Genomic DNA, 26556 nt, shown 5'->3' on the forward strand with positions numbered 1-26556 from the left:
GCGTTGAATAAACAGCGTTTCTTTGCTTTTTTGTGCAAAAACAAGTCAGCACCGCGTATTTCTGTTCGGGCACACTATTGGAGACGATAAAAATATGGGCTTTCCCGGCACTTGGATGACCGAGAGTGAAAGCGTGGTATACCGCGTTGTTCCGAAATGCGCCTGCTCGACCATCGGGCAGATCATGTATTACTCCGATCACGGCACGTTTTTTGACGGCGACATTCACGACTCAAAAGCGGGGCTGCATAAATGGGCCATTGAAGCCAGCCAGCCCATTATAGAGCGCAACGTGACAGGCCACGAAAGTTACGCTTTCACCTGTGTCCGCAACCCCTACACCCGTATTCTAAGCTCCTTTTTCGATAAAATCTGCGGCATTCAACGCAATGGAAAACGGTATCGTGGCAATCTGGTACCTTTGTTGGTTCAGAAATACGGGATCGAAGTTGGCGATCCGGAAACAGGATTCGAATTTGATCAAGTAAAGAGCTTTCGCCGATTCCTTTTGTTTGCCCGCGACAGCATTCGTTGGCGCCGCCCGATGGATCCAGACATCCATTGGTCCGCGATGTCGGGGCATGTTTCGACGTTTATTAACAACGGCGGGAAGTATAATAAAATCATATTCACCGAACGTTTTAACGAAGGAATGCAAGAGGTTTTAAACGCGATTGAAACGCCTCATGCGGTGGATCTCGCCCAAATTCCGCGTTTCAATGAAAGTGAAGGCCATGGGCCAAAGCGCCTGCACCCCGTTGAAGACTATTTCGACGATCTATCCATGCATCTCGTTTATGAAATTTACAAACGTGATTTCCGCCTTTTTCAATATGATTTTGAGAATCCGGCCAACAAGATGCCGCTACAGCCTGTCGATCTTGATGAAGTCCACGCGAAACTTGGTGAGAAATGAGCTATCCAGACCTTCGCGATATAAAAATCGCCGCCGAGTCCTTGCGCGGAAAAATTATTCGCACGCCTTCGGTAAGGTTGAGTTCTGACCGTATTGTAGGTCTTCCTGCCGATGCTCAAGTGACTATGAAAATGGAGCTGTTTCAAGAAACAGGCACGTTCAAAGCGCGCGGTGTTCTGTTGGCGATTGCTGCAATGGACCCAACCGCGCGCGCGGCAGGCGTTGTTGCGGTTAGTGGTGGCAATCACGCGTTGGCCGTTGCTTGGGGGGCGAAAAAATCCGATATTTCGGCTAAGGTCATCATGCCCAAGACAACGGATTCGGCGCGAATTGAAGGCTGTATTGCGCTTGGGGCCGAAGTTGAGTTGGCCGAAGACATCACCGCAGCCTTCGCACGCATGGACATTCTTTCAGCCGCGGGCGCAACGCCCCTCCACCCATTCGAAAGTCCCTATATGACTCTGGGTGCGGCAACCATTGGCCTTGAGATATTAACGGACACGCCCGATTTGGACGCGCTGATTATTCCCGTCGGAGGCGGCGGTTTGATAAGTGGGCTTGCTCTGGCGGCGAAACTTATTCATCCAAACATTCGCATCTACGGCGTCGAACCCGTTGGGGCAAACAGCATGTCTCGGTCGCTCAAAATAGGCAGTCCCCAGCGATTGGACAAGGTTAACACCATCGCGGACAGTTTGGGCTCCCCCCTCGCCATGCCCTATTCCTTTGGTCTTGCGCAACGATATGTGGATCAAATGGTCGAGGTCGAAGACGACGAGATGACACGTGCGATGACTGTGCTTTTCGACGGCCTCAAGATCGTCGCGGAACCAGCATGTACCGCGACGACGGCTGCGATCACCGGGCCGCTCAAGAGCGAACTTGCCGGTAAAAATATCGGAATTATTGCTTGTGGATCCAACATAGGAGCGAAACGTTTTTACGAATTGCTCTCGTCCGGCGCTCCCAAAAGGTAACCACAAACGGCGTCGGTGAGGCGCCGGATCACCGGTTCAAAATCTTTGCACCCGATCTGGGCCTGCGCGCCAATAACCCCTTTGCACATTGCGCTTAAATCAAAGGCAGCAGTCGGCGCATCTATGATGTCGTAACGATTGAGAACAAAAAGAACCGCAGCAAGGGAACGACGTTTTAAAGCCTCGATTTCTGTAGTCATCGGTAACTCGCATTCCGCATATTCCAAAACCTCCACGCGTCTTGGAGCGCGGATATGGTGCGCAGCGCTGGCCCGCACCATCTTTTCGACCGCTTCCCGCAAGCCAAGCCCTCTAATCGAGTCTCTTGCTTCCTCAAGGTCTTCACACAGATCTTGGCGCATTCGTCGCACCAATTCGATCAATATCGCCTCCTTGGAGGGGAAATACTGATAGACCGACCCCACACTCACCCCCGCCCTCTCGGCAATCAAATTCGTGGTAAGAACCGCCAGGCCACCGCTTTCCAGAATATGAGCCGTCGCTTGCAAAATCACTTCAACAGTCGCTTTAGAGCGCGTTTGAATCGGTATTTTCTTGGGGGTCAGCTGCAGTGATGTTTTAGCCATAGAACGCGAGTTTCCAATGTGAGCTTTTCCTTACATTATCACGGAAACGTCCTTTTCACAGTTAAACTTGGTGCCTAATGTCTCACAAATTTTCTTTTCAAAACAAAACGATCCTTGTAACAGGCGCGACGCGTGGTATCGGGCGCGCATTGACGGACCTGCTGATTGCGCGGGGCGCGACTGTACTTGCTGTTGCGCGCGATGAGCCCGAACTCGAACGTTTGGCCCAAGAGCATCTCGATAGAGTTTTCGTCCTTGCCGCTGACCTCCAAGACCCAGAAATGGTGCGAGCCGTAGCAAATTGGGTCACGGCTGAACACCCAGATTGCGCAGGCCTCATCAATAACGCCGCAATCATGGAACACACCGATTTATTTGCCACAGAGCGCACTTCCCTTGCCACATTTCAACGTGAAATCGCCATCAATCTCACCGCACCCATCGGGTTATGCAACGCCCTTCTGCCGCTCTTAAGCGCGCAGCCAAACGCCTGTATCGTCAATGTGACATCGGGTTTGGCAATTTCTCCCAAAGCCCCTGCACCAGTCTATTGTGCAACGAAAGCGGGCTTGGGTAGTTTTACCAAAACCCTTCGATATCAATGCGAAGATGCGAAAACCCGTATTCTTGTCAGCGAAGCCGTCATGGCCCTTGTCGACACGGCTCTCTCTCGCGGTGACCCACTCAAAAAAATGCGACCTATTGATGCTGCCGAGGAGGTTTTAATCGGGGTCGAAAACCTTAAGAAACGCATTTGGGTCGAACGCACCAAAATGCTCCGGATCCTCCACCGCCTTGCACCAAGTGTTGCAGACCGAATTTTGCGCAATGGTTAAGGCAGGGTGCCTCCCAATTCGTCTTCGATATGAACCTGTATGATTTCGTCAAAAGTTTTCTCAGATTGAAACCCGAGGGAAATAGCCCTTTGGGGCGCAAAGGTCCGAGGCCATCCTTGCACAATTTGAATGATTTTTTCGTCGGGCACAGATTTTATTAACTTGACCGATGACGCTCCTGCCACGCGGTCAAGCGCTGCAATTTGGTCGCCAACACTTGCTGCCAATCCCGGCATGGACATCGAACGACGCGCCCCAAGCAGGCGCGTGTCCATTTGTGCGGCATGAATTAAGAAGCCAACGGCCGAGCGCGGACTTGCATGCCAATGCACCACGTCTTTGGAAACGGGCAAAACAGCCTCTAACCCGATCAACGGCTCACGCATAATATTGGAAAAGAAACCTGAGGCTGCGAGGTTGGGTTTTCCGGGGCGAATACAGACCGTAGGGAGGCGGATACCCACGCCATCGACAAAACCCTTGCGGGAATAGTCATTAACCAGAAGTTCGCAAATGGCCTTTTGCGTGCCGTAACTTGTAAGCGGGGTCGAGTGAAATTCGTCATCGATGATATCTGGAAAAGGCGCGCCAAATACGGCGATGGAGGAGGTGAACACTAGGCGGGGGACGTAGGGGGCGTTCGGTGTGCTTTGCGCGCGGATAGCCTCAAGGAGGGTTTGAAACGCTGCGAGATTGATGGCGTATCCCTTGTCGAACTTCTCTTCCGCTTCGCCCGAAACGATGGCCGCAAGATGAAAAATCACGTCGGGACGCTCCGCGACAAGGGAAAGCGCGGTTTCGGGCGCCGTAATATCGGCCGCCCGCAGAGTGACCGCGCCGCCAAAACCTTCGGGTGCCGCGGGCGCCACCACATCCGCGAGGGTTAACTGCGTTATCTCGCGGCCAGAAAGGCCCGCCAAATGCGCCAATCGATTGGTGAGTTTTTGCCCGACCATACCGGCCGCGCCAATTATCAATACGTGCATTTTTCCCTCCTCGGATTTCCAGCAGTTTAGGTGGAAATCCGAGGAGGGAAAGGATTGATTATCCTAAGAGGTTTGCCGCTCGGAAAAGGGCTTTTACGTCTTCGTTCGGACGTGGCCCCACATGGCGAATAACTTCAGCAGCAGCAACACAGCCCATTTTACCTGAAACTTCAAGGCTTTGCCCCGTTGCAACCCCATAAAGGAACCCAGCCGCGAATTGATCACCAGCACCTGTCGCATCAACCGGAACAATCCGTTTTACCGGAATAGTCACGCGTTCACCATCGTGTAGGATAACAACTTCTGATCCGGAGCGCGTACAGGCTACAAGCCCGCAATCAACCGCCGCATGTCCGAGCGCCACATCTAGGTCGTCGGTTTCATACAAGCCGCACCATTCTTGTTCATTCCCAAGGACGAAATCAAGGTCGCGTGACAGGCGTCGAAAATCATCGCGATGACGATCCACACAGAAGGGATCCGACAGCGCAATTCCCGCTTTTCCGCCTGTCGACTGGCAGGATTTCGCGGCCAGTTCAAAGGCTTCCTTGCCCTTAGGTTTGTCAAAAAGATACCCTTCAAGGAACAAAATCTCCGCCTGACTCGTCACCTCTATCGAGACATCCTCAGGTCCCAAATCCGCAGAAACGCCGAGGTAGGTATTCATCGAGCGCTCCCCGTCAGGAGAGACAAAAACCATTGAGCGCGATGTCGGCAAATCACCGCCCGCAACTGGCGGATTGACAAACACTGTGCCGCCCGCAGCCATTTTATCGGCATAAAACCGGCCGAGCGCATCATCGTGAACGCGCCCGATAAACGCCGTTGAAAGCCCAAGCCCCCCGAGCCCTGCCAAGGCGTTTGCCACCGATCCACCCGGCGTTTGAACGCGATCTTTCATCGATCCATAAAGTACTTCAGCGCGCTCGCGTTCGACAAGTTGCATGATACCTTTTTCGATCCCCATCATTTCGAGGAAATTGTCATCCGCTTGCGTAATCACATCAACAATCGCATTCCCGATCCCGACAGTTTGGTACTTCTTAGTCATATTCTTTATCCTCAAATTCACAGAGATCACGGATGAGACAGGTGCCACACATCGGCTTGCGTGCCTTGCATGTATACCGCCCGTGCAAAATCATCCAGTGATGCGCGTGGCGTTGAAATTCAGCGGGGATGTTATCCTCAATTGCGCGTTCAACGACCACTACATCCTTGCCCGGAGCGACGCCAGAGCGGTTCCCGAACCGGAAAATATGGGTGTCCACGGCCTGTGCGGGAATATCCCACCACATGTTCAAAACAACATTCGCCGTTTTGCGCCCCACACCAGGTAGGCTCTCAAGAGCCGCGCGCGAAGACGGCACTTCTCCACCATATTCTTCCACCAAAATCTGGCTCATTTTCATCACGTTTTTGGCTTTTTGGCGAAACAAACCGATGGTCTTGATATGGTCGGTCAGCCCCTCAAGTCCGAGGTCGAGCATTTTTTGCGGGGTGTCGGCAATTTCAAACAGCGCCTTGGTGGCCTTATTAACGCCAACGTCCGTGGCCTGCGCCGAAAGGGCAACGGCCACCACCAATGTATAGACATTGGTATGGTCCAACTCGCCTTTGGGTTCAGGCTCGGCTTCTTGAAAGCGCGAAAAAATCTGGTGGATCGTATGATAGCTCATCTGTTTTGCCATGCGAACCATATGCCCTTTTGTGACCAATGCGGCAAGTATTCAAAATCGGCGAATTGCGCAAGAAATGGATCGACCCACATCAGCGGTAGATTATGATAGATGCAAAGGAGTTTCCCATGTCGGACAATACATTCGAAAAAAAGTACCATTACGGTGTTGTTAAACGGGCGATCGAAGCCGTTGACGCGGCGGGCGGCGTCCCCCTAGCGCTCGAAGATTTGGCACGCGAAGTACAAATGAGCCCCGCGCATCTCCAGCGCCTCTTCTCGGGTTGGGTCGGCGTGTCGCCCAAGCGGTATCAACAATACCTCACCCTTGATCACGCCAAAACTCTACTAAAAAACAATTTCACGACCCTCGCTGTTGCCCACGAAACGGGCCTTTCAGGGAGCGGCCGACTGCACGATCTCTTCTTGCGCTGGGAGGCCATGAGCCCCGGCGAATTTGCCAAGAAAGGCGCGGACCTCACTATTTTTACGGGTTGGTTTGAAAGCCCCTTTGGCCCATGTTTGGCGATGGGAACCGACAAAGGCCTTTGCGGTATGGGGTTTTCCGACGAAATGGGCACCCAAGCCACCTATGACGACTTACATCGCCGCTGGCCCTTTGCGAATTTCATCGAAGAGCCTGCCAGAATCCAAACATGGGTCACCGCAGCTTTGGAGCAATCGGGCCAAGCCAGTTTGCATCTGATTGGCGCGCCGTTTCAAATCAAAGTCTGGGAAGCCCTGCTGAATGTTCCGAGCGGCCAAGTGACCACCTATTCCGAGATTGCTGGGCGCATCGGCAGTCCACGCGCAGTTCGAGCGGTGGGCACAGCCGTGGGGCGAAATCCGGTTAGTTGGCTCATTCCATGCCACCGCGCATTGCGCAAATCCGGCGGGTTGGGTGGGTATCATTGGGGCCTCCCGGTCAAGCGGGCCATGCTTGCTTATGAAACAGCACAGTCCGAACGCGCCGCCTCTTAGGAAAACATTCAGGCAACAAATCGCGCAGTGGTGTGTGTTTGTGCTATCACTTGCTGCAATTTCCGTTGTAAAAAGGGCAAAATCGAGCAACAGAAAGAGGTCCTAGATGATCCTTACAAAGTCCAAACTCCTCCTTGCAAGCGCCGCTGTTCTGGCACTAGCCAGCTGTACGGACCCTGGGTACGTCACAGGCGAAAGCCAGTCCAAAACAAAAGACGGTGCCATTATTGGGGGCCTTTTGGGTGGCTTCATTGGCGCGACATCGGGCAGCCCCAAAAACGCCGCCCTCGGAGCCGCAGCAGGCGCCATCGTTGGCACCGCAATTGGCAGCGCGCTTGACCAACAGAAAAAAGACCTTGATGCCAGCTTTACTAACAGCGCCATCGATGTCGTCAATACGGGTACGGAATTGATCGTCGTTATGCCACAGGGCATTTTGTTTGATTCCGACAGCTCCACGGTCAAATCGAGCCTTGATGGAGAAATCCGCGCCCTTGCGACCAACCTTCAGAACTACCCTAAATCCACCGTCACGATTTATGGCCACACGGACAACACGGGAACCGCCGAGCACAACCTCCTCCTCTCGCAACGTCGTGCGGACGCTGTCATGGCGAAAATATTGTCGGCGGGCGTGTCAGGCGGACGGGTATCTGCTGTTGGTAAAGGCGAAGACAGCCCCGTTGCCAGCAACCTCACAGAAGAGGGCAAGGCAGCAAACCGTCGGGTCGAGATCGTCATTCACCCAACCAACTAAGGGTTATCATTCAAAGCGGGCGCGGAATTTTCCAGCGCCCGCTTTGAATTTAGGGTTTGGCACACGCGGGATTACAGTTGTTATTTCCCCCTATCGGTCATATATTCTTACCAATTCTGACGCCGCAATCCACCGGACCTTTCATGCCGTTTCAAAAAATCCAATCGGAAAAACTTGCTCAATCCGTCGTTTCCCAAATCGAACGGTTGATTTTGCGAGGCATTTTGCGTCCCGGGGAGCGCCTTCCGTCGGAGCGCGAATTATCCGATCGCATGGGCGTGTCACGTCCCAGTTTGCGCGAAGCCATTTCCGAACTGCAAAATGCAGGATTGCTCACCAGCAAGGCGGGGGCTGGAATCTATGTTTCTGAAGCTTTGGGGTCTGCATTTTCTTCCGCCTTGGTCAGTCTTTTCGGGCGGCATGATGATGCATTTTTTGACTACGTGTCCTTTCGAAGGGACATGGAAGGACTTGCGGCAGAGCGCGCGGCGCAAACGGGTTCGGACATAGATCTAGAGGTGATTGATCAGCTTTTTGCCAAAATGGAAGCGGCCCACGCGAAGCGAAATCCCACCGAAGAGGCGGCGCTTGACGCCGAATTTCACCTTTCAATTATTGAGGCGAGCCATAACACGGTGATGCTCCATATGATGCGCGCGATGTACGAGCTCCTGCGCGAGGGCGTATTTTACAACCGCCAGATCATGTTTAAACAACGCACCACCCGCGACACGCTCCTTGAGCAGCATCGCGATATCAACACCGCCATTCAGACGCGTGATCCCGTTGCTGCAAAAGCTGCGACGCTGGCGCATCTGGATTTCGTGGAGCGATCGTTGTTTGAAAAAGAAAAGGCAGACAAGAACGAGGCGATTGCAAAACAACGTCTCGAACAGGAATTGCGACGTTAGGCGTTTTTTGGGCTCGCTTCCAGAATCAACCGCAGCACCCATTTCCCTGCCATCCAGCTTAAAACGGGTCCGGTAATCACCCCAAACCAAAGCGCCGTAACAGGCGAAATTGCCGGCACGCCCAGCGCTTGTAACAGTAGGAAAACCATGAATAAATTAATGGCCGCCGCTGTCGCACAGAACGGATAAAACACAAGGGTCAAAGTTCGAAGGGACCAAACTTTGGGTTCTGTTGACGGGGTACTCTTGGCTGATTGCATCATAATTTCCTGCGGTTTTGATGCTGAAAGCTATGCCAAAAATTCTGGCGAAACCTTGATCTTAGTCAAATTGGTGACGCAGCCTACCCCCTGTAAACCTGCGTCACCCACAACCCTAATGTCTGTTTCTAATGCATTTCTCGGTCTAAATCTGGCCCACAGTGCCCCAATCACACGTCACTCAGAATTAAGTGGCATTTGTAATGCTTATTCGCGTTCAACTTGACCTTGATCAAGGCGCGCATGTTTTTGAACCCTCATTGCCGTTCTATCCGTAACCCTTCGACGAAGGAGAGCGCAATGCGCGACGTCCTGACCAAAAGCATGGCCCGAAATATCTTCTATGGCGGGTCCCTGTTTTTTATTGCCATCTTTATCGGCCTTTCTATTCACTCGCATCGTTACATCGTGACGACCTCAACGAACGCGGAAACGCTGACCGAGAGTGTCGCCCACGGTAAACGCATTTGGGAGAACAAGGCCTGTATCAACTGCCACTCGATCCTCGGCGAGGGAGCGTATTTTGCCCCCGAAGTGGGTAATGTAATGATCCGCTGGGGGGTTGATGACGACCCAGACGACGCTTTTGACGCGTTAAAAGGCTGGATGGAGGCACAGCCCTCCGGCATCGAAGGCCGCCGTCAAATGCCCAACTTCAATCTGACTGACGAAGAAATGCGCGCTCTAAGCGACTTCCTCCTTTGGACAGGCACAATCGACACTCAAGGCTGGCCGCCCACCGAGGCAGGCTAGGAAAGGAGCGCAGAAATGAAATATAAAACTCAGAAAATTGCCTACGCGTACTTTATTTGCGCCCTCGGGCTTTTTGCGATCCAAATCCTTGGCGGTTTACTCGCAGGCTGGATCTATGTCTCTCCGAACACACTTTCGGAGGTACTTCCCTTCAACATCGTGCGCATGCTCCACACCAACAGCCTGATTGTCTGGCTTTTGCTTGGGTTCTTTGGCGCCGCATACTTCCTCATTCCCGAGGAAGCCGAACGCGAAATCCACTCCACAAAACTTGCCTATATCCAGCTTGCCATTTTGGTAATTGGGACATTGGGCGTTGTGGTGACTTATGTGTTCAACCTTTTTGAGGGGAACTTTTTCCTTGGAAAAGAGGGGCGCGAATTCCTTGAGCAACCCAAGTGGGTAAAAGCTGGGATCGTCATTGCCGCGTTGATTTTCTTGTATAACGTCTCGATGACTGTCCTTAAGGGCAAGAAAACCGTGATCACGAATACTCTTCTGCTCGGCCTTTGGGGTCTAGCGTTGTTGTTCCTGTTCTCGTTCTACAACCCTGACAACCTATCGCTGGATAAAATGTACTGGTGGTATGTGGTTCACCTTTGGGTTGAGGGCGTTTGGGAACTGATCATGGCTTCGATCTTGGCCTATCTGATGCTCAAACTCACCGGTGTTGATCGTGAAATCGTCGAAAAATGGCTCTATGTCATCGTCGCGACCGCGCTTTTCTCTGGTATTCTGGGAACTGGCCACCACTACTTCTGGATTGGTGCCCCGGGATACTGGCAGTGGGTTGGCTCGATCTTCTCGGCCTTCGAAGTTGTTCCCTTCTTTGGCATGATGGCCTTTGCCTTTGTCATGGTTTGGAAAGGGCGCCGCGACCACCCAAACAAGGCGGCCCTTCTTTGGTCGCTCGGTTGTGCAACCTTGGCGTTCTTTGGCGCGGGTGTTTGGGGTTTCCTCCACACATTGCACGGGGTGAACTTCTATACCCACGGCACCCAAATCACCGCCGCGCACGGTCACTTGGCCTTCTATGGTGCGTATGTCGCGCTCAACTTGGCAATCATGACCTACGCTATGCCAATCCTGAAAAACCGTGATCCATACAACCAAGTTCTCAACATGATTTCCTTCTGGTTGATGTCGGGTGGGATGGTGTTCATGACTTTCGTTCTAACATTTGCAGGGACAATTCAAACCCATATGCAACGTGTTGTTGGCGACTATTACATGGACGTACAGGATGCTTTGGCCCTGTTCTACTGGATGCGTTTTGGGGCTGGACTGGTATTCTTTATCGGAATGCTCCTCTTCCTTTACTCGGTGTTCGTGCCACGTCGCGAAATCATCACTGCAGCAGTAGCAGAGGCGGCTGAATAATGGCTAAGGATAATCTCATCAACGAGGGGGGGGCGGCAAACGCCCCCTTCTACCTCCCCCAAGGGGACGAATGTGCGGTTTTTGAAGCCGCCGCCGCCCATGATCTGCCGCTCCTTCTTAAGGGGCCGACAGGGTGCGGAAAAACACGCTTTGTGACCCACATGGCCGCTAAGCTCGGTCGCCACCTCTATACTGTGGCGTGCCACGATGATCTCTCTGCGGCCGACCTTATCGGGCGCTACCTCCTCAAAGGCGGCGAAACCGTTTGGGTCGATGGCCCCCTCACACGGGCCGTACGCGAAGGCGCGATTTGCTATCTCGACGAAGTTGTCGAGGCGCGCAAAGACGTCACGGTTGTTCTCCACCCTCTCACCGATGACCGGCGTATCCTGCCGATTGATCGTACGGGCGAAGAGCTTGTGGCCGCTCCTGGCTTTATGCTCGTGGCTTCCTTTAACCCCGGCTACCAAAACATCCTCAAAACGCTTAAGCCTTCTACCCGCCAAAGGTTCCTCTCGCTCAGCTTCGACTTCCCCGAAGCCACGCAGGAAATCGCCGTCGTCACGCGCGAAACTGGTCTCGATGCGGATCGCGCCAAGGGTCTTGTGCGCTTGGCCAACAAGCTTCGCGCACTCAAGGGCCAAGACATCGAAGAAGGCGTTTCAACCCGTTTGATCGTCTATACGGCGACTCTGATCCAAGGTGGCATGAGCGTTGAACGCGCGATTGAAGCCGCGATGATTGAGCCCCTTACCGATGACGCAGACGTTAAAACCGGATTGATGGATCTGGTCACAGCGGTATTTGGATAGATCATGGCAAAACTAGAGTTTGAACCTTGGGAACCCGAAGAGACCATCGGAAAACTCTGGCACAGTCTTGCCAGCAGAATAGAAACGCCCCAACGTTATCCCGAAGCCGCCGTAACCCTTGGCGAAGTTTCGGGACGCTTGGCCGTTTTTTTCCGCGCGCTCGGCGGCACCCCCTCGGTTGAAATTCGACCCACAGAAGATGAGCGCAGCCACCACCGGCTATCGCTTTTACGCCGCTTGGGAACAGAAGCAGAAGAGTTGCCGCGCACAAGCTTTGACGGGGAGGCCCTGCGCCTTCCCGCACGCCTCGCCCTGTTTCCCGCCCGCGAAGCCAACGCCGCACTTTACCTTTGGCTCACCGCCGCCACGGCCCATGCCGTTCCATTTCTTGAGATCGAAGACGCCCTACGCGCCGACCTTGCCGCCCTCACTGCGGCCTATAATATGACCCAAGCCACGCAGGAAAACTGCCCCGGCCTCGTGGGTCTGTATACTGACCTTACAACAGCCAGCCTCTCTGCGCGGCGCGTGCAAAAACTTCCCAAACACGAAGCCGCCGTTGAGGCCGTTTTACGTCACCTTCTTGGTGGCCCTGCCCCCACAGATTCATTGGCCTCGGACTTTTTGGCACATGTGCTTTCTGGCCAACTGCCAGAGGACCTTACAGCCCCACGTGGCTATCGACCCTTCCTTCCTGTCCCGATTTGGCCCGAATTGCGCACTGTTCAATTTTCCGCCCCAAGCGGCGTCGAAAATCGCGAAACAGAAGGCACACCCGAAGAGAACACCTCCGAGAAAACACACCGCGCCCGTCGTCGTAAATCCGACCTCGCAGAGCGCCAAGACAGCTTGATCCTCCACAAATTTGAAGCCATCCTAAGCTGGGCGGAGTTCCTGAACCTCAACCGTCGCATCGATGATGACGACAACGAAGATGCAAAAAAGGCCGCCGACGATCAAGACGAGATTGGCCTTGGACAAACCAGTAAAGCCCCCGCCACAAAACTCAAGCTCCACCTCGACCTTGCCCCCGAGGACGTGGACCGTGAAGCTGTTTCCGGAAAATTTACCTACCCAGAATGGGACACCCGCACGGGAGTCTATATGCCCGACCACGTACGCGTATTGGACGCCGAAGCCCCCACTACCGATATCGCTGCAACCTTTCAAACCGACCCAAAAGCCAAGCGTCGCATCCTCGCCGTGCGCCGTCAGTTTGAGGCTTTGCGTCCGGGCCGCGTCATCATCTCGGGCCAACCCGACGGCGAAGACCTTGATCTGGAAGCCGCCGTCCGCGCCCATGTAGACCTCGCGGCAACCGGCCTTTCCAATGACCGGATTTGGCGACAGTCCCGCCCCCAAGCGCGCGACTTGGCTGTCTCGATTTTGCTCGACACCTCACGTTCAACCCAAAGCAGCGTGCACAACCGCCAAGTCATCGACATCGAACGCGAAGCCATGGCCGCGCTCGCATGGGGCCTTGACGCCTGTGGCGACACTTTCGCGATCAACTCGTTTTCATCCCTCAAACGCAACCGCGTTTACGTGAATCGCTGCAAGAGTTTTGATGCGCCCATGAGTCGTGACGTCGAATCTTGTATCGCCGCAATGGCACCCGGGTTTTATACACGCCTTGGTGCCGCAATTCGTCACGTCAGTGTCGATCTCATGGCCCAAAGCCAACAACGCAAACTGTTGCTGGTGATCACCGATGGCAAACCCAACGACCTTGACCACTACGAAGGCCGCCACGGAATCGAAGACACTCGGATGGCAATCCGCGAAGCAAAACGCGCGGGGGCAGCGGTATTTGGTATCACTATCGACGCGAAGTCAAAGGCTTGGTTTGCACGCATGTTTGGCGCTGGAAGGTATTGCGTCATTCCGAATCCAGACCACCTGACGACGGCTTTGCCCCAGATATACCAGCAACTTATCGGCGCGTAAGAGCGCGCGCCGTAGCCAACCACCCTTCCCTTAAAAATTCACCGAACCTTCCCAAAAAGTGCAAATTTTCTTTGTTTCTCTTGATCTCCATCAAGGCGCAGACTCGGTAGCACAGTCAAAAAGTCCCCAACGGCGCACACATACAAACCGCGCCAACCGAACGTGTTATCCCGCCCCAACGAAGGGCCGAGACACTTAATTGAAGTTGCGCAAATGTGCGTGACATTGAATTGGAAGGACTAAAAAATGACTGCCTCAACAAAAAAAGAATTCCAACCATCGCGCCGAACAATCTTGACTGGTACCGCAATGGCGGGTGCTGCAATGATGACAGGCGCAGCCCCATCCTTCGCCACAACCCGCCGCAGCGCACCCCATGTACCTTCGATGGGCAAAGGCCTCGTTCTTCCCGTCGCTGAGAAAACAACAGTGTCCGCGGCAGCCGTCGACCTGTCACACCTGCCTCGCGTAAAGCAAGAAATGGTGATGCCACCAATGGCTCCAAAACACGAGCAAGTCGCTACAGGTGGCCCAAAAATCGTCGAAGTCAGCTTTGTTACCGAAGAAAGATTAATGGTTGTCGACGAAGATACAGACGCCAAAATCTGGGCGTTGACTTATAACGGTTCCGTCCCTGGTCCGATGATTATCGTGCACGAAGGCGACTATGTTGAGTTGACAATTTCCAACCCAGAAAACTCCGTGTTTGAACACAATATCGACTTTCACGCCTCAACTGGCGCGCTTGGTGGCGGTGGCTTGACCCACGTTCTTCCGGGTGAAGAAGCGGTTCTACGCTGGAAGGCAACCAAACCCGGTGTGTTTGTTTATCACTGTGCCCCCGGCGGTGCGATGATCCCATACCACGTATGCCACGGCATGAACGGCGCGGTTATGGTTCTGCCACGAGATGGCTTGAAAGACGGCGACGGCAATGGGCTGACCTACGACCAAATCGCCTATATCGGCGAGCAAGACTACTACCTGCCAATGGACGAAGAAGGCGAGTACATCCAGTACGAAAGCGCGGGCGAAGACTATTCCGATAGCCTCGACGCCATGCGCACTCTTATCCCAACACACTCCGTATTCAACGGTGCGGTTGGTGCTTTGACTGGAGAAAACGCACTTAAATCCAAGGTCGGCGACACCGTTCTAATGATCCACGCCCAAGCCAACCGTGACACCCGCCCACACCTTATTGGTGGTCATGGGAACTTTGTCTGGGAAGGCGGCTCATTCACTGACTCGCCACAAACCGGCATGGAAACATGGTTCATCCGCGGCGGTTCCGCAGGGGCGGCGATGTACACCTTTGAGCAGCCGGGCGTCTACGCCTATGTCAATCACAACCTCATCGAGGCTGTTCTTCTGGGCGCATCGGCACACTTTGTTGTCGAAGGTGAATGGGACAATGACCTGATGGAACAAGTTGTCGCGCCACGTCCAATGGGCGTTTAAAACTTAGCGGAGAAAACCAATGACCAAACTCAGAGCAAAAATCATCATCGGCGTAACTGCCCTTGTTGGGCTGGGTTTGGGCATTGCCGCCATAACTTTGAGGCCTCTCAGGGGCCCCGATATGCAATACATTCCTCAAATGGAAGCATTTGAATTTTCCGATGGACGCAGTGTGTTGGTGCAAAAGTTCGAAGTCACGGCAGCCGAGTGGAACCGCTGTTTTGATGCGGATGCCTGCTCTCAGAAAATGAAAATCCGCAAAACGGGCGAAGATTTCCCTGCGACGAACCTCAATTGGATGGACGTGAACGAATACCTGACATGGGTTAATGCGGCTTCGCGGCATGCATTTCGCCTCCCCACCCAAAACGAGTGGAACGAAATGGCCCATGAGGTTTTGCCCGAAGAAAAAGACCCCATTTTCACCGATCCGGAATTATCTTGGGCTTCAACATACTTAATGGAGCCTGAAATCAATCGCTCCTTGCGCCCATCGGGCAGCTTTGAAACCACCGCAGAGGGTATTGTCGACTTGAACGGCAACGTGTGGGAATGGACCGCCGATTGTTACTCGGGAGACTCGGGTAATTTGGATTTGGCCAAATGCCCCGCCTATTTTGTAGCAGGTGAACACATCGCAGCCATCCCGATTTTCACTCGCGATCCCGCGCGCGGCGGATGCGCCGTCGGGTCGCCCCCAGCGCACCTTGGCCTGCGCCTCATGACAGACACCCCTGTTCCCGGAGTTTAAGCTCCGATTCTGGCACCCAACTGGCTAACAAAGCGTGCCGCAGCGATCGGCAACGGGCGGCCCTCGATCTGGCATAGGGCAATGTTGCAACGTGGCATGCTTTGCATGATCCCCACCTGTCCACCCATTTGCTGCACAATGTCTGCATCCAGTGCAAGCGTTGGCCAGAATTGCAAACTTGGCAGCGGGGACACATGCGGGGGAACCAATGTGTCCATCTCCAGAATTTGATGAATATTTAACCGCGCTTGGGCAAAATGCGTATCCAAAAGGTTCCGCATTCCCGTGCCATTTGTGGGCAAAATAACGTCGTGATCTTCGAGTTCGTGGGGATAGAGGACCGTTTTGCTGCCCTTCCCCAAAACGAGTGAAATCGACCCATGTTCCTGCAAGATCGTTTCGACGCCTGACCGTGGTTTGGGTTCGAGGATGAGGCCCAAATCCGCCTGCCCGTCCAGGAGCATTTCGTTGATGCTGTCGCTGTCCCCGGTCACTACCGAAAAACTAACGCGCGGATGGCGTTCACGAAAGGCGGCTATCTCTTTTGGCAGGAACCCCAATAAAAACGGTGCGCTAACGGCAAGGTTTACTTGCCCGATTCGCACGCCCTTCATATCTGCCACGATTCCATTTGCGCGATCTAATTCAGCAAGGTGCCCAATAAAGTGGCGGTGGTATATTTCTCCGACGGTCGACAGTCGAACGCCCACAGAAAGGCGGTCAAAAATTTCCGCGCCAAGTTCCTCCTCCACGGCCTTCACTTGCCGAACAAGTGCAGATGGCGAAATCCCCAATAATTCCGATGCCTTACGGAAAGATCCCTGCTCTGCGACTGTCTTGATTGCACGATAGATTTGGAGGTGGCGCACGGTGTTGCCTTTTTCAAGCGTTGCATTATTTGCAACACATAAGGCTATATTTTGCTACAGACAGCAACACAATAGCTTTTTAAGCCTATTTCCTAGGCGCGGACCGAACTGCGCCACAGAGACAATAGGGAACCTGACACGATGAAGAAACTTCTCTCCACAGCAGCAGCCGTTGCAACCCTCGCAACCGCAGCCCACGCCGACATTAAAGTTGGCATCCTCCACTCTCTTTCCGGCACGATGGCGATCTCGGAAACAACCCTCAAAGATACGATGTTGATGCTCATCGATGAGCAAAATGCCAAAGGCGGCGTGAATGGCGAAATGCTTGTTCCCGTTGTTGTTGACCCAGCATCCGACTGGCCATTGTTCGCGGAAAAAGCGCGCGAATTGCTCACCGTTCATGATGTCGACGTTATTTTTGGCAACTGGACTTCGGTTTCGCGCAAATCAGTTCTTCCAGTGATCGAAGAGCTTAATGGTCTGCTATTCTACCCCGTTCAATACGAAGGCGAAGAGAGCTCCAAAAACGTATTTTACACAGGTGCGGCGCCCAACCAGCAAGCCATCCCTGCAACCGACTACCTCCTTGATGAGCTTGGCGTTGAAAAATTCGCCCTCCTTGGCACTGACTATGTTTATCCGCGCACAACCAACAAAATCCTTGAGCAATACCTCAAAGACAAAGGCATTCCGGCTGAAGATATCTTCGTAAACTACACACCGTTCGGTCACTCTGACTGGTCCAAAATCGTGGCAGACGTTGTTGCCCTAGGGGCCGACGGTAAAAAAGTTGGCGTTATTTCTACAATCAACGGCGACGCAAACATCGGCTTCTACAAAGAGCTTGCCGCTGCTGGAATCTCGGCGGATGACATCCCCGTCGTTGCCTTCTCTGTGGGCGAAGAAGAGCTTTCGGGACTTGATACAGCAAACCTTGTTGGTCACCTCGCCGCTTGGAACTACTTCCAATCCGCAGAATCCGATGCGAACGCCGAATTTATCGCCGCTTGGAAAGAAAGAATGGGCGACGAGCGCGTCACAAACGACCCAATGGAAGCGCATTACATCGGTTTCAACATGTGGGTAAACGCCGTTGAAGAAGCGGGCACTACCGACGTCGACGCCGTTCGCGCCGCAATGTATGGCCAAGAATTCCCGAACCTCACGGGCGGTATGGCCGTTATGTTGCCAAACCACCACTTGGCAAAACCCGTCTTGATCGGTGAAATCCAAGCAGACGGTCAATTCGATATCGTCAGCCAAACAACTGAAGTTCCGGGCGATGCGTGGACTGACTTCTTGCCAGAATCCGCGGTTCTCACATCCGATTGGAAAGACCTTGGTTGTGGCATGTACAACACCGAAACAAAGACCTGCGTTCAGATAAAATCCAACTACTAAGCGCTTGAAAATTCTCAAAGGGGGCGTTCGCGCCCTCTTTTTTCACGAATAACCCCGACAGGCTCCCATGAAAACTCTCCTCCTAGCGCTGTTTACCGCGTTTGTGCTCTCTGTCTCCCCTGTTGACGCAAATGCCCAACCTGTCGATATCCAAGACATTCTGGCAACGCATGAAGCCACCATTGTCAAAAGCTCCCGTCTGACGGTTGAGCCCGCGATTGTCGCCCTGCGCGACAGTGGTCTCCCTGAAGCTCAAATGGTACTAGAAGCATGGCAGGGGAAAAACCTTTGGCAACTTGAAGCGGACAAGCGTTTTGTGACCGCCAAAATTACACCGACCAAAACCTATGCAATTTTCGACGTCATCTCTGGCGAAGCCTTGGGCGAAGTTGAGAAAGACGCGATCAATCAGATCAAACCAAATTCAGGCGTTCGTGGGCTGATTGGTGCTGCACTTGTGCGGTTCCAACTCATGGACCCAGACATCGAAAAACGCCGTGACGCCCTCGTCGCGATTGGCCGCGATTCAACGGCCTACCACCTGCCCGCCATTCGGGGGGCTATTGACGGTGAAACCGACCCCGCGCTTAAAGTTGAGAAAATTCGTCTAGAGCGCCTTTTGGCTGTCCAATATGAAACCGATATTCAACTGCGCGTCGCTGGGATCAAATCCCTCAAAGGCGACCTTGGCGTTGACGCCCGTGCAGCCCTCAATCCGATCCTGCAAACGTCGCCCCTTGCAGACTTGGGCAAGCCAACGGGCAACGTCGCTCGCACTCTTAAAGTCGACACAGACATCAGTCCGGACGAGGCCTACGCCCTCCTGATTGAGGAGAACCTTGCGCTTCCGATCCCTACCCACAAAGAAATTCGCGCGGCTCTTGAAGAAAACATTGTCGACGGTTTCGTCGCAGGAGTACCCACCTATACCCTCGATACGGACGTAGCCCGTGAAGCCGCCTATACAACACTGGTAGAGCAAGAGCTTGTGGCTCCGCTTATTTCCGCCGCCGCCCAGCGCGCAAGCATCGCAGCCCACAGTTACTACGAAATCTATGCCGAGCCGAACGCCGAAGTGACAACCGCCGCGCGTGAAACGCTGGATGCGATTGAGGTCAAAGTCGGGATTAGCCAAGCTGTCGATCTGACCCTAGATGGCCTTTCACTTGCGTCAATTTACTTCCTCGCGGCCATTGGCCTTGCCATCACGTTTGGGGTGATGGGCGTTATTAATATGGCCCATGGCGAGTTTATCATGATGGGGGCCTATACAGGATATGTGGTTCAGCAAATCGTTCCGAACTATACGCTCTCGCTCATTATCGCGCTTCCTGCGGCCTTTTTGGTGACCTTCGCAGCCGGTGTTGCGATGGAACGGCTGGTCATTCGCTGGCTTTACAATCGCCCGCTGGAAACCCTGCTGGCGACATTCGGCATCTCGGTCGCCCTCCAGCAACTGGCCAAAAATATCTTCGGCACGCAAGCTCGCCCCCTCACCTCCCCCGCTTGGCTCGATGGTGCATTGTCCATCAACGACGTGGTGTCCATTAGCTATATTCGCATCGCGATCTTTGTTTTGGCACTGATCTTCTTGATGCTGTTTCTTTTCATCATGAAGAAAACGCGGGTCGGCCTTGAAGTGCGCGCTGTAACTCAAAATCCCCGTATGGCCTCCTCAATGGGGATCAATCCCGACCGCATCAATATGCTCACTTTCGGACTGGGTTCAGGTATTGCGGGGATCGCGGGCGTCGCGATTGGCCTCTTCGCCAAGGTAACCTCGGAGATCGGCAACGACTATATCGTGCAAAGTTTTATGACGGTTGTTGTTGGGGGTGTCGGCAATATTTGGGGTACCCTCGCAGGGGCCCTGATGATTGGTGGACTGCAAAAATCGATCGAATGGTTCAACCCCTCAAACACGCTGGCAGCCCAAACCTATATGATCATCTTTATCATTATTTTCATCCAGTTCCGCCCCAAAGGCATCATCGCCCTCAAGGGCCGTGCGGCAGGAGATTGATCCCATGAAAAACACCTTTTTTGCGCGCAACCCGTCCGTCCTCATATTCATAGCCTGCCTCGCGCTCCTGACACTCGTGGTCTCAGTTCTCTCTGAAGGCTTTGGTGTGGGCATTATTTCTACAAGCTTCATTAAGACCTTAGGCAAAACGCTCTGCCTCTGCTTGATCGCCCTCGCGATGGACCTTGTTTGGGGGTATTGCGGGATTTTGTCCCTTGGGCATTTCGCATTTTTCGGGATTGGCGGCTATATGATCGGCATGTGGCTGATGTATGCTCGGACCGAACTCATCGTCGCAAGCTCCCTCTCGGACGCCAGCATTCCGCCCACCGTTCAAGAAGTGTCCGACGCCATCGGCAACCAAATATTCGGCGTTGTGGGGGGCTCAGATATTCCCCTCATCTGGAGTTTTGCCGACAGTCTGACGATCCAATTAGCGCTCGTGATTTTGGTGCCGGGCCTCCTTGCCGCAATCTTTGGCTGGCTTGCCTTTCGCAGTCGCGTCACAGGGGTTTACCTCTCCATCCTGACCCAAGCCATGACCCTCGCGCTCTCGCTGTACCTCTTTCAAAACGAAAGCGGCTTGCGCGGCAACAATGGTCTTTCCGGATTGCAGAACCTTCCCGGCCTAGACGCCGTGCCACAATCGGCAATTTCACTTTGGTTTTTCTGGGCGTCCGCCCTTGCGCTTGGGCTTGGCTATATCCTTTCTGCATGGGTTGTTTCTGGAAAGTTCGGCAGCGTCATTCGCGGCATTCGCGACGATGAAGCTCGCGTTCGGTTCCTCGGCTATTCGGTCGAAAGCTACAAACTCTTTATATTCACGCTGACGGCGATCATCGCTGCGATTGCTGGCGCGCTGTACTACCCACAGGCAGGGATCATCAATCCCGGAGAAATGGCGCCCATCGCCTCAATCTACCTCGCAGTTTGGGTTGCAATCGGCGGACGCGGACGCCTCTATGGAGCGGTTCTCGGCGCGGCCCTCGTGTCGCTTCTCTCCACATGGTTCACAGGCGGCCAAGCCCCCGATATCCCCCTTGGTTTCTATACAGTTCAATGGGTTGACTGGTGGCTCGTCCTTCTTGGCCTCTCGTTTGTATTGGTCACACTTTACGCGCCAAGTGGACTAGGGGGCTTGTTTGACTTCTTCTCTGGTCGACTGGCGCCAAATCGCCACGGTGCAGATCTCGGCCCTGATGCGGGCTCTCTTCGGGAACAGGAGGCCAAAGAATGAGCACACTTTTAGAAGTATCCGGCGTTTCAGTATCCTTTGACGGCTTCAAGGCCATTAACAATCTGAGCTTTCAAATCGCTGATGCGGAATTACGGGCAGTCATTGGGCCAAACGGAGCGGGAAAAACAACGTTTATGGACATCGTAACTGGCAAAACACGTCCAGACGAAGGGCGGGTCCTGTTTGGCGAGAAATCCCTGTCGCTTTTGCGCATGTCCGAAGCCAAAATTGCCCAAGCGGGTGTGGGTCGAAAATTCCAGCGCCCCACCGTATTTGAAGACCAAAGCGTTTTTGATAACCTGCTTCTGGCCCTCAAGAAGAACCGTTCACCGTTTTCCGTTTTGTTCTATAGAAAGTCAGAACAAGATGCCGAAAAAGTACGTGCCCTCGCGGCGCAAATCGGCCTTTCGGAGCAACTTGAGCGCCACTCAGGCGAACTGTCGCATGGACAAAAACAGTGGCTCGAAATTGGCATGCTACTGGCGCAGGAACCGCGTTTGCTTCTCGTCGACGAACCCGCCGCAGGCATGACATTGGCCGAACGCGAACAAACAACCGATATCCTCGTCGAAGCCGCAAAAACCCGCGCGGTTGTGGTCGTTGAACATGACATGGAGTTTGTTCGCCGCCTTAATTGCAAAGTGACCGTCCTTCATGAAGGCTCAGTCCTTGCAGAAGGTAGTCTCGATCACGTGACCTCAAACCAAGACGTCATCGACGTATATTTAGGACGATAGATATGTTGGAAATCAAAGGGTTGACCCTGCACTATTCCGGTTCTCAAATATTGAACGGCATCGATTTGACAGCAGAAAGCGGTCAGGTGACCTGTGTTATGGGAACGAATGGCGTGGGCAAAACGAGCCTTCTGAAAGCCATTTCAGGCACCCATCATCGCACGGATGGAAGTTATACCTTAAATGGCGAAGCGCTGGAAAAACCACCAGCGCACGCCTTGGCGCTCAAAGGGGTTGGATATGTGCCACAGGGGCGCGATGTCTTTCCGTTGATGACAGTACGGGAGAATTTGGAAACGGGTTTTGCCTGCCTACCCAAATCGGAACACATGGTGCCCGATCAAATCTTCGAACTTTTTCCCGTTTTGAAGGAAATGGAGGCGCGGCGTGGCGGCGATCTTTCTGGCGGCCAGCAGCAGCAACTTGCGATTGGCCGAGCCCTCATCACCAAGCCCAAATTGCTTCTGTTGGATGAACCCACAGAGGGCATTCAACCGAACATCATTCAACAAATTGGCCGCGTCATTGAGTATTTGCGCGATCAAGGAGATATGGCAATCATTCTGGTTGAGCAGTATTTTAGCTTTGCCTACGACCTCGCCGATGCATTTTGTGTACTGACACGCGGTTCGGTATCGCTTGCCGGCACAAAAGCCGAGCTTAAAAAAGCTGAACTTGTTAAATCAGTTTCCGTTTAGGCTAAATCAACTCGCGGTCACGAGCGATCATCGCGGCATGCGTCCGATTGCGCGCGTCAAGCTTGCGGCTTAGGGTTTTGACATGCAGTTTGACAGTCACTTCCTGAAGGTCGTAGTCGCGGGCGATTTCTTTATTGGATTTACCTTCCGCGATTCCACGCAAAACTTGTTGCTCACGCTGTGTCAGCCCCGTTTTAACGTCCTCTGGCTGGCCCATTTTCTGCATGAAATTAAAGGGGGCAAATATTTCTCCTTGCGCCATAAATTTAGCGGCCATCACCATCGACTTAGACCCCAATGTTTTGGGCACAAACCCAGCGGCACCTGCCCTTATGGCCTCCTCGGCCGTGCTGCGCGATGCCGATCCTGAAAGGATAGCTACAGGCTTCCCTCCGTTTTGCGCAATCGCTTTACCGAGCCCCTCAAGACCATTCATTCCTGGCATATTGTAATCCAGCAACACGAGATCAAAGGCACCTTGCTCGTCGATGGCTTTTAGTGCCTCGTCAAGATCAGCCGCTAGAAAAACGTCCACGGCGCCCTCGGTTTCTATGAAAGAACCAATCGCTTCGCGTACCAAGTCATGATCGTCTGCCACCAAGAACTTCAATGTATCACCCCTCAAGGACGGTCCAACGTTTATCAGCTCTGACGGCGCGGGCTCCCGATTGAATGGTACCACGTTTCCAAATGCCGCCATTGCTATCTCCTATGTTGAAGCCCCGACCTTAACAGAACTCTAACATACTCCCCTAGGGGGCTGGGCACCCCTGCAATAGTATAGCGCCCTGTGCATTAGGTGCTATCAGACTATCCTTTCGCCTTTGCTAATATCCTTCCAAAACTTCTGACAATTTTAGAAAAAGCTTAGATAATTATTCACTTTTCTTAAAGCTTGGCTGCATAGAAATGGATCTTGAACACGGACGCCAAAGGTTTCTAACCACAACTGTTTGCACAATTTCACAAGGATACAGTACCCGATGCCCCAATCCCGACTGTTTCGAATGAATGCACGGGCCGTTATCGCTCCAATTGGGTTCTGGAGTCTTATACTTATCTGTTTGGGAGCGGTATATGTCCTAATGACAACGCGTTTTGAGACTGCCCTCAATGCGAACTCATCCGAAATAGGCGGTGCGGTTGAGGTCCTTTCTTCGCTAGGAGATGCAGCCATCCTCCTTCGGAAAAGCGCGGATTTTGTATCGAAGTCAGAAGGCGTAGCACAAACTCCCAGCAACGATTTGCGCAATGCCTACGAAAAGATGGTTCACCAGTTTAACGATTTAAACACAGGTCCAAAGTTTAAGGCACTTCGCAGTATTCCAGAAGTTCGGGCCGCGCTTTCACGCTATTTGAGGATTATTGAGGAAATTAAATTCATACCCCTGTCCACGCCGGAGGCGATTTTTGACCGTGCAGAACAAATTGAATCCACCGCGCAACGAATGTCAGTGGAAATTCGCCTTATGGGTTTGGAGACGCTGCGTTTTTTTGATAATCAGTTGGAAAATAAATTAAACGTAGCCGCAAAAAAATTCCAAAACCTGACCTACTTAGCAGCAGCTATGGCCACCCTCATCGCGATTCTCACAGCCATACTATCGCTCAGAATAAGAACAAACTGTCGAAATGAACAAGCAATTTTGGAACTGGACGCCCGCCTAACATCAACAACCGCGGCATCTCTCGATGCTATTTTAGTCGTTAACGAACACGGAATTGTATTAGATTTCAACAAGTCTGCTGAGACCCTATTTGGCCACACCAAGGCACAGGCGCTAGGGGGGAATATGATTGATCTTTTCTTCCCCGAAGATCGGGTAGAGCCGTCCATGCGCTCGATACGTCGTTATTTGGCAACAGGCGATGATCATCTACTTGGTGATGGACGTGTTCAACTTGTTGCGCGTCGCAAAAGTGGAAAAACATTTCCCGTCGAACTTTCCATCGGAACGACGCATTCCCCGGACGGACGTCTTTTCATTGCGTATTTGCGCGATATCTCGGCTCAACTAGCAGCAGAGAATGAACTCATGCAGGCTCGTGACAAAGCTCTCGAGGGGGAAAAAGCTAAATCCCGTTTTCTCGCAGTTATGAGCCATGAAATGCGCACGCCCCTAAATGGACTTCTCGGAACCTTGGACCTCCTCGCCCGGACTTCACTAACCACCAAACAAATCCAGTACCTGACAATTGCCGTAAAATCCGGCAACCATCTGCTAGAGCACGTGAACGATGTGCTGGATATCTCCAAGATTGAGGCTGGGCATGCAAAATCTGAAAAACGCCCATTCAACCTTTTCGACATCTTAACCGAGGTTTGCGACGGTCAGCGTTCTCTGGCAAGCTCAAGGGGAAATAATCTCTCAATCGGGACCTCAGAATTCGAATTGGGAACCGTGGTTGGAGATCCGGGAGCGGTACGGCAAATACTTCTGAACCTCGTCAGCAATGCCAACAAATTCACATCTCGAGGGAGTATTTTAATTGAAGCCGAAGACCTCGAAAACGATCTTGGAACAATTGAGTTTCGCGTAGCAGACACGGGATTGGGGATTGCCGAGAAAAGCATTGGCGAAATCTTTACCGATTTTGTGACGCTCGACCCCAATTTTGATCGCGAAGCCGAGGGTACAGGACTTGGCCTCCCGATTGCGAAGCGTCTTGTGGAAGCAATGGCCGGAGAAATAGGGGTGGAAAGCGAAGAGGGAGAAGGCAGTCTGTTCTGGTTTAGAGTTCCGTTTGCAAGACATATGGATGCGCCTGAGCAAGGAGTACATTTGCCAAAAGTTGCGGCAGAAGACTCGCCGCCCATTATGCTTCAAAAGCCTTTGAAAATACTATTGGTGGAAGACAACCAAATAAATCGATTTGTAGCACGCGAAATGCTAGAAGCAGATGGGCATATAGTGACGGAAGCTCAGGACGGAGAAGAGGGCGCGCAGTATGCAATCGAATGCGCTTTTGACGTGGTCCTCATGGATATATCCATGCCACGTTTGGACGGTGTCTCTGCAACCGAGCGTATTCGAGAGTCTAATTCCGACTATTCCGGTGTCCCGATTATTGCCCTCACGGCCCATGCACTCCCTGACGATATTAAACGTTTTCAAGCCGCCGGAATGGACTATTGCCTTGCCAAACCTGTCGTCCGCGACAAACTTCGCGAGATTTTGGCAAAATCTGTTTCGCAGGTTTTGAAGCCACACAGAAAGGTAAAAGGTGACACCGAAACCCGAGCCGGCAACGTTGCCCTTGTCAACCAAGACATCCTCTTGCAACTTCTCGAAATACTTGGGCAAACTCGTGTTGACGACCTGTTCAAAAGGTTTGTCGTTGAAGCAGAAACCACAATCGCCGAGCTCACTCGCATAAACGACCCGCTTCGTGTCCAAAACTCGATACCGCAAGTTCACCGTCTAGCTGGCTCTGCGTCCACATTTGGGGCGCAGCGCCTGCAGACAACCCTCGCAAATCTCGAGTCGATGGGAAAAGCCGGGCAAAATGACGGTTTCATCAACGAACTACCTTTCCTCCCCGCCATCCTAAATGCGTCGAAAGCCGCCCTAAACTCGGCGATAAACCCATAAAT

25 protein-coding genes are annotated in these 26556 nt (G+C 52.9%); 18 read left to right on the forward strand and 7 right to left on the reverse strand.

The window, feature by feature from the left end; all coding sequences use genetic code 11:
• Positions 1 to 94 precede the first annotated feature (94 nt).
• Both AB9F26_RS10115 and AB9F26_RS10120 read left to right on the forward strand, forming a co-directional pair.
• Positions 95 to 916, forward strand: coding sequence for a sulfotransferase family protein (locus AB9F26_RS10115; RefSeq protein WP_335583680.1), 822 nt, complete (start codon positions 95 to 97; stop codon positions 914 to 916).
• Entirely contained in the window at positions 913 to 1893 is a 981-nt protein-coding gene (locus tag AB9F26_RS10120; protein WP_369767958.1) for a threonine/serine dehydratase, read from the forward strand. The genes AB9F26_RS10115 and AB9F26_RS10120 overlap by 4 nt, the downstream gene beginning before the upstream one ends.
• On the opposite strand, the gene AB9F26_RS10125 is transcribed toward AB9F26_RS10120, so the two are convergent.
• On the reverse strand, positions 1857 to 2480 hold the full coding sequence (locus AB9F26_RS10125) for a TetR/AcrR family transcriptional regulator (RefSeq protein WP_369767959.1): 624 nt from the start codon (positions 2478 to 2480) through the stop codon (positions 1857 to 1859). The genes AB9F26_RS10120 and AB9F26_RS10125 overlap by 37 nt on opposite strands.
• 77 nt (positions 2481 to 2557) lie before the next feature.
• On the opposite strand from AB9F26_RS10125, the gene AB9F26_RS10130 reads away from it, so the two are divergent.
• Positions 2558 to 3316, forward strand: a complete 759-nt coding sequence (locus AB9F26_RS10130) for an SDR family oxidoreductase (protein ID WP_369767960.1) — start codon at positions 2558 to 2560, stop codon at positions 3314 to 3316.
• Here the strand turns inward: AB9F26_RS10130 and denD are convergent.
• From denD to nth, 3 genes are read right to left on the reverse strand one after another with little or no spacing between them, the layout of a single operon-like run.
• The gene (gene denD, locus AB9F26_RS10135; protein ID WP_335583684.1) at positions 3313 to 4302 is read right to left on the reverse strand and encodes a D-erythronate dehydrogenase; all 990 of its coding nucleotides are present in this window, start codon (positions 4300 to 4302) and stop codon (positions 3313 to 3315) included. The two genes, AB9F26_RS10130 and denD, sit on opposite strands and share 4 nt — an antisense overlap.
• A 58-nt stretch (positions 4303 to 4360) precedes the next feature.
• On the reverse strand, positions 4361 to 5353 hold the full coding sequence (locus AB9F26_RS10140) for an adenosine kinase (protein ID WP_335583685.1): 993 nt from the start codon (positions 5351 to 5353) through the stop codon (positions 4361 to 4363).
• Positions 5346 to 5993 carry an endonuclease III gene (nth, locus tag AB9F26_RS10145; protein WP_335583686.1) on the reverse strand — a complete coding sequence of 216 codons (648 nt, stop codon included), beginning with the start codon at positions 5991 to 5993 and terminating at the stop codon, positions 5346 to 5348. Before nth ends, AB9F26_RS10140 begins: the two co-directional genes overlap by 8 nt.
• 116 nt (positions 5994 to 6109) lie before the next feature.
• Between nth and AB9F26_RS10150 the strand changes: the two genes are divergently transcribed.
• The 3 genes from AB9F26_RS10150 to AB9F26_RS10160 all read left to right on the forward strand — a co-directional run bounded on the left by AB9F26_RS10150 (position 6110) and on the right by AB9F26_RS10160 (position 8629).
• Positions 6110 to 6961, forward strand: a complete 852-nt coding sequence (locus AB9F26_RS10150; RefSeq protein ID WP_335583687.1) for a bifunctional helix-turn-helix domain-containing protein/methylated-DNA--[protein]-cysteine S-methyltransferase — start codon at positions 6110 to 6112, stop codon at positions 6959 to 6961.
• Positions 6962 to 7067: 106 nt separating this feature from the next.
• Complete coding sequence (locus AB9F26_RS10155) at positions 7068 to 7718, forward strand: OmpA family protein (RefSeq protein ID WP_039001927.1); 651 nt, start codon at positions 7068 to 7070, stop codon at positions 7716 to 7718.
• A 143-nt stretch (positions 7719 to 7861) separates the two neighbouring features.
• Positions 7862 to 8629 (forward strand): FCD domain-containing protein, encoded by a 768-nt coding sequence (locus AB9F26_RS10160; protein ID WP_335583688.1) that lies wholly within the window; start codon positions 7862 to 7864, stop codon positions 8627 to 8629.
• Here the strand turns inward: AB9F26_RS10160 and AB9F26_RS10165 are convergent.
• Positions 8626 to 8889, reverse strand: coding sequence for a hypothetical protein (locus AB9F26_RS10165; RefSeq protein ID WP_039001925.1), 264 nt, complete (start codon positions 8887 to 8889; stop codon positions 8626 to 8628). The two genes, AB9F26_RS10160 and AB9F26_RS10165, sit on opposite strands and share 4 nt — an antisense overlap.
• A gap of 300 nt (positions 8890 to 9189) precedes the next feature.
• Between AB9F26_RS10165 and AB9F26_RS10170 the strand changes: the two genes are divergently transcribed.
• From AB9F26_RS10170 to AB9F26_RS10195, 6 genes are all read left to right on the forward strand, one after another.
• Positions 9190 to 9642: a cytochrome c gene (locus tag AB9F26_RS10170; RefSeq protein ID WP_039001924.1), complete on the forward strand. Its 453-nt coding sequence runs from the start codon at positions 9190 to 9192 to the stop codon at positions 9640 to 9642.
• A 15-nt stretch (positions 9643 to 9657) separates the two neighbouring features.
• Entirely contained in the window at positions 9658 to 11022 is a 1365-nt protein-coding gene (locus AB9F26_RS10175) for a cbb3-type cytochrome c oxidase subunit I (protein ID WP_335583689.1), read from the forward strand.
• Positions 11022 to 11834, forward strand: coding sequence for a CbbQ/NirQ/NorQ/GpvN family protein (locus AB9F26_RS10180; protein ID WP_369754749.1), 813 nt, complete (start codon positions 11022 to 11024; stop codon positions 11832 to 11834). The genes AB9F26_RS10175 and AB9F26_RS10180 overlap by 1 nt, the downstream gene beginning before the upstream one ends.
• A 3-nt stretch (positions 11835 to 11837) precedes the next feature.
• Positions 11838 to 13781 carry a nitric oxide reductase activation protein NorD gene (locus AB9F26_RS10185; RefSeq protein WP_369767961.1) on the forward strand — a complete coding sequence of 648 codons (1944 nt, stop codon included), beginning with the start codon at positions 11838 to 11840 and terminating at the stop codon, positions 13779 to 13781.
• 387 nt (positions 13782 to 14168) lie between these two features.
• Positions 14169 to 15242, forward strand: a complete 1074-nt coding sequence (gene nirK, locus AB9F26_RS10190; RefSeq protein ID WP_369768090.1) for a copper-containing nitrite reductase — start codon at positions 14169 to 14171, stop codon at positions 15240 to 15242.
• Between the two features lie 19 nt (positions 15243 to 15261).
• Positions 15262 to 15993 (forward strand): formylglycine-generating enzyme family protein, encoded by a 732-nt coding sequence (locus AB9F26_RS10195; protein ID WP_369767962.1) that lies wholly within the window; start codon positions 15262 to 15264, stop codon positions 15991 to 15993.
• Here the strand turns inward: AB9F26_RS10195 and AB9F26_RS10200 are convergent.
• Complete coding sequence (locus tag AB9F26_RS10200) at positions 15990 to 16862, reverse strand: LysR family transcriptional regulator (protein WP_335583694.1); 873 nt, start codon at positions 16860 to 16862, stop codon at positions 15990 to 15992. The genes AB9F26_RS10195 and AB9F26_RS10200 overlap by 4 nt on opposite strands.
• Positions 16863 to 17003: 141 nt before the next feature.
• Between AB9F26_RS10200 and urtA the strand changes: the two genes are divergently transcribed.
• The 5 genes from urtA (at position 17004) to urtE (ending at position 22961) form a co-directional block, all read left to right on the forward strand.
• Positions 17004 to 18266, forward strand: coding sequence for an urea ABC transporter substrate-binding protein (gene urtA / locus AB9F26_RS10205; protein WP_335583695.1), 1263 nt, complete (start codon positions 17004 to 17006; stop codon positions 18264 to 18266).
• A gap of 67 nt (positions 18267 to 18333) precedes the next feature.
• Positions 18334 to 20289, forward strand: coding sequence for an urea ABC transporter permease subunit UrtB (urtB, locus tag AB9F26_RS10210; protein WP_369767963.1), 1956 nt, complete (start codon positions 18334 to 18336; stop codon positions 20287 to 20289).
• Between the two features lie 4 nt (positions 20290 to 20293).
• The gene (gene urtC / locus AB9F26_RS10215) at positions 20294 to 21526 is read left to right on the forward strand and encodes an urea ABC transporter permease subunit UrtC (protein ID WP_369754755.1); all 1233 of its coding nucleotides are present in this window, start codon (positions 20294 to 20296) and stop codon (positions 21524 to 21526) included.
• A complete protein-coding gene (gene urtD, locus AB9F26_RS10220; RefSeq protein WP_369754756.1) occupies positions 21523 to 22263 on the forward strand; it encodes an urea ABC transporter ATP-binding protein UrtD in 741 nt (246 codons plus the stop codon). Before urtC ends, urtD begins: the two co-directional genes overlap by 4 nt.
• Before the next feature lie 2 nt (positions 22264 to 22265).
• Positions 22266 to 22961 carry an urea ABC transporter ATP-binding subunit UrtE gene (urtE, locus tag AB9F26_RS10225; protein WP_335583699.1) on the forward strand — a complete coding sequence of 232 codons (696 nt, stop codon included), beginning with the start codon at positions 22266 to 22268 and terminating at the stop codon, positions 22959 to 22961.
• A 1-nt stretch (position 22962) separates the two neighbouring features.
• Here urtE and AB9F26_RS10230 read toward each other — a convergent pair whose 3' ends face one another.
• Complete coding sequence (locus AB9F26_RS10230; RefSeq protein ID WP_369767964.1) at positions 22963 to 23661, reverse strand: response regulator; 699 nt, start codon at positions 23659 to 23661, stop codon at positions 22963 to 22965.
• Positions 23662 to 24046: 385 nt separating this feature from the next.
• Here AB9F26_RS10230 and AB9F26_RS10235 point away from each other — a divergent pair, with 385 nt between their 5' ends.
• On the forward strand, positions 24047 to 26554 hold the full coding sequence (locus AB9F26_RS10235) for a response regulator (RefSeq protein ID WP_369767965.1): 2508 nt from the start codon (positions 24047 to 24049) through the stop codon (positions 26552 to 26554).
• Positions 26555 to 26556: the final 2 nt, after the last annotated feature.

This window comes from Falsihalocynthiibacter sp. BN13B15 (genome assembly GCF_041205415.1).
GTDB lineage: Bacteria > Pseudomonadota > Alphaproteobacteria > Rhodobacterales > Rhodobacteraceae > Falsihalocynthiibacter > Falsihalocynthiibacter arcticus.

Coding starts and splice junctions, on each gene's coding strand:
- AB9F26_RS10115 (WP_335583680.1), top strand. CDS start 95: ATGGGCTTTCCCGGCACTTGGATGACCGAGAGTGAAAGCGTGGTATAC.
- AB9F26_RS10235 (WP_369767965.1), top strand. CDS start 24,047: ATGACAACGCGTTTTGAGACTGCCCTCAATGCGAACTCATCCGAAATA.
- denD (WP_335583684.1), bottom strand. CDS start 4,302: ATGCACGTATTGATAATTGGCGCGGCCGGTATGGTCGGGCAAAAACTC.
- AB9F26_RS10175 (WP_335583689.1), top strand. CDS start 9,658: ATGAAATATAAAACTCAGAAAATTGCCTACGCGTACTTTATTTGCGCC.
- AB9F26_RS10170 (WP_039001924.1), top strand. CDS start 9,190: ATGCGCGACGTCCTGACCAAAAGCATGGCCCGAAATATCTTCTATGGC.
- AB9F26_RS10125 (WP_369767959.1), bottom strand. CDS start 2,480: ATGGCTAAAACATCACTGCAGCTGACCCCCAAGAAAATACCGATTCAA.
- urtE (WP_335583699.1), top strand. CDS start 22,266: ATGTTGGAAATCAAAGGGTTGACCCTGCACTATTCCGGTTCTCAAATA.
- AB9F26_RS10120 (WP_369767958.1), top strand. CDS start 913: ATGAGCTATCCAGACCTTCGCGATATAAAAATCGCCGCCGAGTCCTTG.
- AB9F26_RS10140 (WP_335583685.1), bottom strand. CDS start 5,353: ATGACTAAGAAGTACCAAACTGTCGGGATCGGGAATGCGATTGTTGAT.
- urtD (WP_369754756.1), top strand. CDS start 21,523: ATGAGCACACTTTTAGAAGTATCCGGCGTTTCAGTATCCTTTGACGGC.
- AB9F26_RS10150 (WP_335583687.1), top strand. CDS start 6,110: ATGTCGGACAATACATTCGAAAAAAAGTACCATTACGGTGTTGTTAAA.
- AB9F26_RS10180 (WP_369754749.1), top strand. CDS start 11,022: ATGGCTAAGGATAATCTCATCAACGAGGGGGGGGCGGCAAACGCCCCC.
- AB9F26_RS10155 (WP_039001927.1), top strand. CDS start 7,068: ATGATCCTTACAAAGTCCAAACTCCTCCTTGCAAGCGCCGCTGTTCTG.
- AB9F26_RS10165 (WP_039001925.1), bottom strand. CDS start 8,889: ATGCAATCAGCCAAGAGTACCCCGTCAACAGAACCCAAAGTTTGGTCC.
- AB9F26_RS10130 (WP_369767960.1), top strand. CDS start 2,558: ATGTCTCACAAATTTTCTTTTCAAAACAAAACGATCCTTGTAACAGGC.
- AB9F26_RS10230 (WP_369767964.1), bottom strand. CDS start 23,661: ATGGCGGCATTTGGAAACGTGGTACCATTCAATCGGGAGCCCGCGCCG.
- AB9F26_RS10195 (WP_369767962.1), top strand. CDS start 15,262: ATGACCAAACTCAGAGCAAAAATCATCATCGGCGTAACTGCCCTTGTT.
- urtB (WP_369767963.1), top strand. CDS start 18,334: ATGAAAACTCTCCTCCTAGCGCTGTTTACCGCGTTTGTGCTCTCTGTC.
- AB9F26_RS10185 (WP_369767961.1), top strand. CDS start 11,838: ATGGCAAAACTAGAGTTTGAACCTTGGGAACCCGAAGAGACCATCGGA.
- AB9F26_RS10160 (WP_335583688.1), top strand. CDS start 7,862: ATGCCGTTTCAAAAAATCCAATCGGAAAAACTTGCTCAATCCGTCGTT.
- urtA (WP_335583695.1), top strand. CDS start 17,004: ATGAAGAAACTTCTCTCCACAGCAGCAGCCGTTGCAACCCTCGCAACC.
- urtC (WP_369754755.1), top strand. CDS start 20,294: ATGAAAAACACCTTTTTTGCGCGCAACCCGTCCGTCCTCATATTCATA.
- nth (WP_335583686.1), bottom strand. CDS start 5,993: ATGGCAAAACAGATGAGCTATCATACGATCCACCAGATTTTTTCGCGC.
- nirK (WP_369768090.1), top strand. CDS start 14,169: ATGGGCAAAGGCCTCGTTCTTCCCGTCGCTGAGAAAACAACAGTGTCC.